This is a genomic window from uncultured Oscillibacter sp. (assembly GCF_910579365.1).
Taxonomy (GTDB): domain Bacteria; phylum Bacillota; class Clostridia; order Oscillospirales; family Oscillospiraceae; genus Oscillibacter.
This window is the reverse complement of the sequence record NZ_CAJTUX010000001.1, coordinates 62,505-68,504: the sequence shown is the minus strand read 5'-3', so window position 1 is coordinate 68,504 and position 6,000 is coordinate 62,505. Positions and strand designations below refer to the sequence as shown.

Genomic DNA, 6,000 nt, shown 5'->3' with positions numbered 1-6,000 from the left:
AGCGGCGGAAATCATTCCGGAGACGCCTCCCGAGACCGAGACCCCGGCGGTCGTCAGGGAAGAAGCCCCGGCGGCAGAGCCTGTGACAGAAGAACCCGAAGCGGCGGAAATCATTCCGGAGACGCCTCCCGAGACCGAGACCCCGGCGGTCGTCGGGGAAGAAGTCCCGGCGGCAGAGCCTGTGGAGGAAGCCGGAGAAAGCGTCTCCCCGGAAGCGGCTCCGCCGGAAGAGCACGATATGTCCCCCAGAATAAGCGTTGCGTTTATCGGGTCGGAGTGCTATCCTTTTGTCAAGACCGGCGGTCTGGGCGATGTGATGTACGCCCTTCCCAAGGCGCTGGTGAAACAGAACTGCGATGTAAAGGTCATTCTCCCGCGATACAAATGTATCCCCTGGGAATATCAGGAGAAAATGATTTACCGCGGCTCTTTCCAGATGGACCTCTGCGCGGACGGCAGGACCTTCTACGTGGGCATTATGGAGTATGTCTGGGACGGCGTGGTCTATGATTTCATTGACAATGAAGAGTTTTTCAGCAGCGGGAACCCCTACACCAATCTTATTGACGACATTCCGAAATACTGCTACTTTGCCAAGGCGGCTTTGGCGGCGCTGAACTATATGGACTGGATTCCCAATATCATCCATTGCCATGACTGGCAGGCCGCGTTGGTCCCCGTTTATCTGAGAACGCAGTTTGTCAACACAAAGCTGACGACCGCAAAGACCATCCTGACCATCCACAACCTGCGTTTCCAGGGAATTTACGACATCCCCACCATCCGCTATTGGTCCGGACTGCCGGATTATGTCTTTAACAAAGACGCCTTAAAGGTGAAGTACAAAGACGCCAATATGCTCAAAGGAGGGCTGGCGTATGCGAACATCATCACAACGGTGAGTCCGACCTATGCCGGCGAGATTCAAAGCGCCGATTACGGGGAGACGCTGGACGCCCACATGCGGTATCATTCCGGAAAACTGCGCGGCATCGTAAACGGGATCGACTGCGACATCTGGAATCCCGAAACCGATGCCAGACTGTACGCAAATTACAACATCGCCAATGTGCTGGACAAGAAGAAGGAAAACAAGCGACGGCTGCAGGAGGAATTGGGACTGGTTCAGGATGACCACAAATTTGTGATTGGCCTGATCTCCCGGCTGACGAACCAGAAGGGACTGGATCTGGTTGCCTCCATCCTTCCGCAGATCATGGACGGACACACGCAAATCGTTGTGCTCGGCACCGGGGACCGCGACTATGAGGATGCGTTCCGGTATTATGAGCATGCCTGCAAGGGGGACGTCTGCTCCAATATCATGTATGATGAGACCCGGGCCCACAGGATTTACGCGGGCGCGGATGCCCTGCTGGTCCCGTCCCGGTTTGAGCCCTGCGGATTGACGCAGCTCATTGCCATGCACTACGGGACGGTGCCGATCGTTCGGGAAACCGGCGGTTTGAAGGATACGGTGGAGCCATACAATATGTTCTTCAACACCGGGAACGGATTTACCTTTGACCGCTACGACGCCGGACTGCTGCTGGACGCCATTAACAGGGCCAAGACCTTCTATTTTGAAAACCGCTGGTGCTGGGATGAAATGGTACAGCGGGATATGGATAAGGATGTGTCTTGGGAGAACTCCGCGAAACAGTATAAGGATTTGTATCTGGATTTGACCAGATAAGTACCTGCATAAAACGGCTGCCGGCCATTTTTGAAAATGACCGGCAGCCGTTCTCTTTTGGACTCCAGCACGCAGCCGCGCCAATCCCGTCTCCTCCGGAGCAGGCGGATGAAGCCCTCTGCCTTCTGGATGATTCCGTCTGCGCCACAACGGCTTTTGAAAATTTCGCGGCGCACGGAAATAGCAAGGGCATTTTGGACCGTCCAGAAAAAACGGTCCAAAATGCCCCGCCAATTCAGCGCTGCGCCTCCTGATAAAGTTCCAGTATGGCCCCGTCCTTCCAGACGAAGGCCAGCCGGTCCCCTTTGTCGTTGGCGGCCATGGGGCCGCAAATCACACTGTCGGCGTCGGCTACGTATTTCTCCAGGTCGTCCACTCTGTAGGCCACATGGGGATGGCGGTGGATTTCCTCCGGGAAGGGGGTGCCCTCCTCGAATTTCAGATACTCGATCTTATAGTCGTAGTCGTCCACATTGCTGACCCAAAATTTGGCTCCCTCGTTATAGGTCATGTTGGGCTTGCGGTTGGTGACAGGGATTCCAATGTGCATATACTCGGCGGACATAGCAGCTCCTCCTATTGTTGATGTTTGACCTCTTGGTAGACCTCGTAGGCTTGTTTGGGAGTATAGCCCTCATGGACCACCTTGCCGATGGCCTGGGCCATGCCGGCGGGGCAGTCGGACTGGAAGATGTTGCGGCCCATGTCCACGCCGTGTGCGCCCTCGCAAATGGCCTTGTACGCCATCTCCAGGGCGTCCGGCTCCGGCAGCTTCTTGCCGCCAGCGATGACGATGGGGACGGGGCAGGCGGCGGCCACCCGCTCGAAGCCCTCGCAGTAGTAGCTCTTGACGATGTTGGCCCCGTTTTCCGCCAGCACTCTCGTGGCAAGGAGGAAGAACTTCTCCGTCCGCTCCATCTCCTTGCCCACGGCCACCACGCCCAAAGTGGGGACGCCGTATCGGGCCCCGGCGTCGGCGGTCCGGCAAAGGAGCTCCAGAGACCGGCTCTCGCCGGGGGAGCCGATGAAGGTCTGAACCGCCACACAGTCGGCGTTCATCCGCAGGGCGTTTTCCATGTCGCTGGCAAAGCCGCCGCCGTTGGACATGTCGTTGTAAAGCACCGTGGAGTCATAGGTCACCCGAAGGCACCGCCCCACCTGGGCGGCAGGGGAAATACAGGACTGGAATATTCCGCGGGTGCCCATCAGCACGTTCACATAAGGAATCAGCGGCGGAATCACCAGATCAATGCGCTCGAGCCCGGCGGTGGGGCCCATGATGTAGCCGTGGTCAAAGGCCAGCATGACCGTGTTCCCGGATTTGGGATCGAACAGCCGGGCCAGCCGGGCCTTCATGCCCCAGCCGCAGTGGGCCGCGCCCTTGACGTAAAAGCCCTCCTGCGCGGCGGGAACATCCAGATGATAGTCGTGGGCGGCCTTGTTTCCAATGTTGTCTGCCATGCTTCACTCCTTGCTGTAAGCGGGAGTGTGGCAGGGGGCGCCCCAGAGCCGGATAAACTCGTCGTCCCACTTGGCAATGTTCATTTGGAAGCCGGCGGCCTCCTGCACGGTGAGAATCTCGCCCACCATGCTGGCCACGACCTCCACGCCCATATTCTTCAGGAATTCCACGGTGTCCTTGAACAGCACCAGCAGCTCCATCATGGTGGTGGCGCCGCAGCCGTTGATCATGACGAAGGCCCGGTCGCCGGATTTCAGATCAAGGTTCTTGCAAAGAGCCTGGGCCACGGTGGCCACGGTTTCCTTGGAGCTCATCATGGGCACCCGGACGCCGCCCCCCTCGCCGTGCTGGCCGGCGCCGATCTCCATCAGGTCCGTCTCTCCCAGGTCGCCGAAGGACATGCCGTTCTGGGGATGGGTGGCGTCGGTGGACTTCACGGTGACGGAGGCCATGCTGTCGGCATAACGCTGGGCGATGGCGGCCACCTCGTCCAGGCTCTTGCCCTCCCGGGCTGCGGCAGCGGCGATGTGGTACAAAGCCACGGCCCCCGCCAGTCCCCGCTTGTTGTCCTCGCCGTTGGGGTCATACTGGATTTCCTCTCCGGTGACCACCTGCCGGACGTTGAGGCCCGCTTTCTGGGCCAGCTTCATGGCCTGCTTGCCCGCCAGCTGGTCCCCGGCGTAGTTCAGGGTCAGCAGCAACACGCCGTGGCCCTTGTCCGCCAGCTTCATGGCGTCAAACACCAACTGGCCGTTGGGGGCGGCGAAGATGTCGCCCACAGCCTGGACATCCAGCATTCCCTTGCCCACAAAACCGGCCTGGGCGGGCTCGTGACCGGAGCCGCCGTAGGTGACGATGGTCACCCGGTCGGCGCCGGCCAGGTCCTTGCTGACGACCAGGTGACCGTCTACGTCCAGGATGTCGGGATAGGCCAGGCCCAGGCCTGCCAGCTCCTCATCGGTGATGCTTTCCGGCGCGTTGATAAACTTCTTCATTTTCATGCGGGTACCTCCTCAAAGTTGTTGACCATAGGTTCAGGACCGTGCCAGGCCCTGGAAGAAATAGGCCATGGACATGGCCCCGGCATCCGGGGTTCCGATGGTTTTCTCGCCGTAGCTCTTGGCCCGGCCGAATTTGGACACAAACTGACGAGTGGCCTGGGCCCCCTCCATGGCGGCCTGGGCGGCGGCGGTGAACAAGCCGCTCTCGTCCGTCCCTTTGTAGGCGGCGATGGCCTCGCTGGCGGGGATCAGGGCGTCCATCATGGTCTTGTCCCCCACCTGGGCGCCGGACATGTCGCCAAGTTCCTCCAGCCCCTTGGCAAAGACTGTCTGGAGTCCCGGGACGTCGATCTCTCCGCCCTCAGGGGCCGCTTCCTGCATGCCGTCCAGCCAGGTGTTCCACAGGGGCACGGCGCTGCCGCCGTTGAGGGTCATAACGGCGCAGGCCGCATCGTCCAGCATGGCCTGCACGCCTCCTTCCGCCCGGTCCGCCGCCCCGGCGATGGCCCCGGCGATTTTGGCCATGGTGAGCCCGTGGTCCGCGTCGCCGAAGCGGGAGTCGATCTCTGTCAGCTCCTCCTCCGCGTCCGCCACCGCCGCGCAGGCGCTCTTCAGCCGCGCGGCAAGCTCCTCCTTTGTCATACACATCCGCCTCCTTATTGATTTGTTACATATGTTAATCATGATAGCACGACGTGTTACATAAGTCAACGCATAAAGCGAGAGCGAGAGAAAATTTATGGAACATGTACAAAAAGGCTTCTCAGGTACTGGCGGTACCCGAGAAGCCGTATTTCAGGGCGCTATTGCTCCAGCCATTCCCGCACCAGCTCCTGACGGGCTACAATGTGGGTGAACATGCCGGATTTCAGAGCGCCGCCCAGGGCCTTGGCGCTGGTGTTGGCGGAGCAGACGCCGATGATGTTAGGACAGCGTCCCAGGGCGTCCAGGGGAATCTGGACGGCAAAGTCCTGGTCGGACTGGATGACAGCGCCCGCCTCGTTGAAATAATAGATCAGCATCCGTCCGCAGGCGCGGTGGCGCTGGAGCAGGCTGCCGTACCGCACCAGGGAGGCGAAGTCGGGACTGGAGGGGTAGTCCCCGATGTTCACCAGGGCGGTGTCCAGCTGGGCCCACTGCTGCTCGATCTGCCGGTAGACCTCGGTGGAGCACAGGAGCTGCTTCTCCTCCAGACTCTCCGGCAGGGCGGGGAGGTAGAGGAAATGAGGAGCGGCGCCCAGCTGCTGGGCCATCAGGCGGACGTTCTCATTGGACTGGTAATTCCGCGCGGGGATGCTGGCGTTGCCCACCAGGGGGCAGATGTCGGTGACGGTGCTGTTTGGCTGGGGGTGGCTTTCCAGCCACGTCACCAGCTGGCCGATGAGATAGCCCCAGCCCACCCCCAGGCGGCGGGTTCCCAGCTGGCCCAGCAGCTCCACAGCCCCCTGAGAGAGGAAGCGGTTCGTCTCGTCGTTGTCCGCCCCCTCCTCCACCAGGATGCCCCCCCGGACCGAGCCGGACAGGCGCTCCAGCAGCTTCGCCGCCCGGGCCCCCGGCTCGTGAACGGTGATCTCCACAATTCCAAGCTCCCGGGCCTCGGACAGCATCCGGCTGACCAGGGGGCGGGACACCCCCAGCTCCCGGGCGATGTCACTTTGCTTCTGGTCCTCCAGGTAATAGCGCCGGGCCACATAGGCCAGCCGCTTCTGTTTTTCCAAATTGATCTCCACAGGCATGCCCCTTTACCCTTGTTACATATGTTACTCCCAGTCATATATATCACAAAAATTCGCTGACTGCAAGTGCCGAAGGGCTGAGGGAAGTACTTCTTTCCGTTCTCT

General features: G+C 60.4%; 6 protein-coding genes. 1 reads left to right on the top strand and 5 read right to left on the bottom strand.

Going from position 1 to position 6,000, the window contains the following annotated elements; all coding sequences use genetic code 11:
• Nucleotides 1–238 precede the first annotated feature (238 nt).
• Nucleotides 239–1,696 (top strand): glycogen/starch synthase, encoded by a 1,458-nt coding sequence (locus tag QZ329_RS00305; protein ID WP_365351162.1) that lies wholly within the window; start codon nucleotides 239–241, stop codon nucleotides 1,694–1,696.
• A gap of 235 nt (nucleotides 1,697–1,931) precedes the next feature.
• Here the strand turns inward: QZ329_RS00305 and QZ329_RS00300 are convergent, their stop codons facing one another.
• The 5 genes from QZ329_RS00300 to QZ329_RS00280 form a co-directional block, all read right to left on the bottom strand.
• Nucleotides 1,932–2,261, bottom strand: coding sequence for a hypothetical protein (locus tag QZ329_RS00300; protein WP_295747118.1), 330 nt, complete (start codon nucleotides 2,259–2,261; stop codon nucleotides 1,932–1,934).
• Between the two features lie 11 nt (nucleotides 2,262–2,272).
• The gene (lsrF, locus tag QZ329_RS00295; protein ID WP_295747115.1) at nucleotides 2,273–3,157 is read right to left on the bottom strand and encodes a 3-hydroxy-5-phosphonooxypentane-2,4-dione thiolase; all 885 of its coding nucleotides are present in this window, start codon (nucleotides 3,155–3,157) and stop codon (nucleotides 2,273–2,275) included.
• Between the two features lie 3 nt (nucleotides 3,158–3,160).
• Nucleotides 3,161–4,159 carry a dihydroxyacetone kinase subunit DhaK gene (locus tag QZ329_RS00290; RefSeq protein ID WP_295747113.1) on the bottom strand — a complete coding sequence of 333 codons (999 nt, stop codon included), beginning with the start codon at nucleotides 4,157–4,159 and terminating at the stop codon, nucleotides 3,161–3,163.
• Nucleotides 4,160–4,192: 33 nt separating this feature from the next.
• Nucleotides 4,193–4,801 carry a DAK2 domain-containing protein gene (locus QZ329_RS00285; RefSeq protein WP_295747111.1) on the bottom strand — a complete coding sequence of 203 codons (609 nt, stop codon included), beginning with the start codon at nucleotides 4,799–4,801 and terminating at the stop codon, nucleotides 4,193–4,195.
• Nucleotides 4,802–4,962: 161 nt separating this feature from the next.
• Nucleotides 4,963–5,877 carry a sugar-binding domain-containing protein gene (locus QZ329_RS00280; protein WP_295747109.1) on the bottom strand — a complete coding sequence of 305 codons (915 nt, stop codon included), beginning with the start codon at nucleotides 5,875–5,877 and terminating at the stop codon, nucleotides 4,963–4,965.
• Nucleotides 5,878–6,000: the final 123 nt, after the last annotated feature.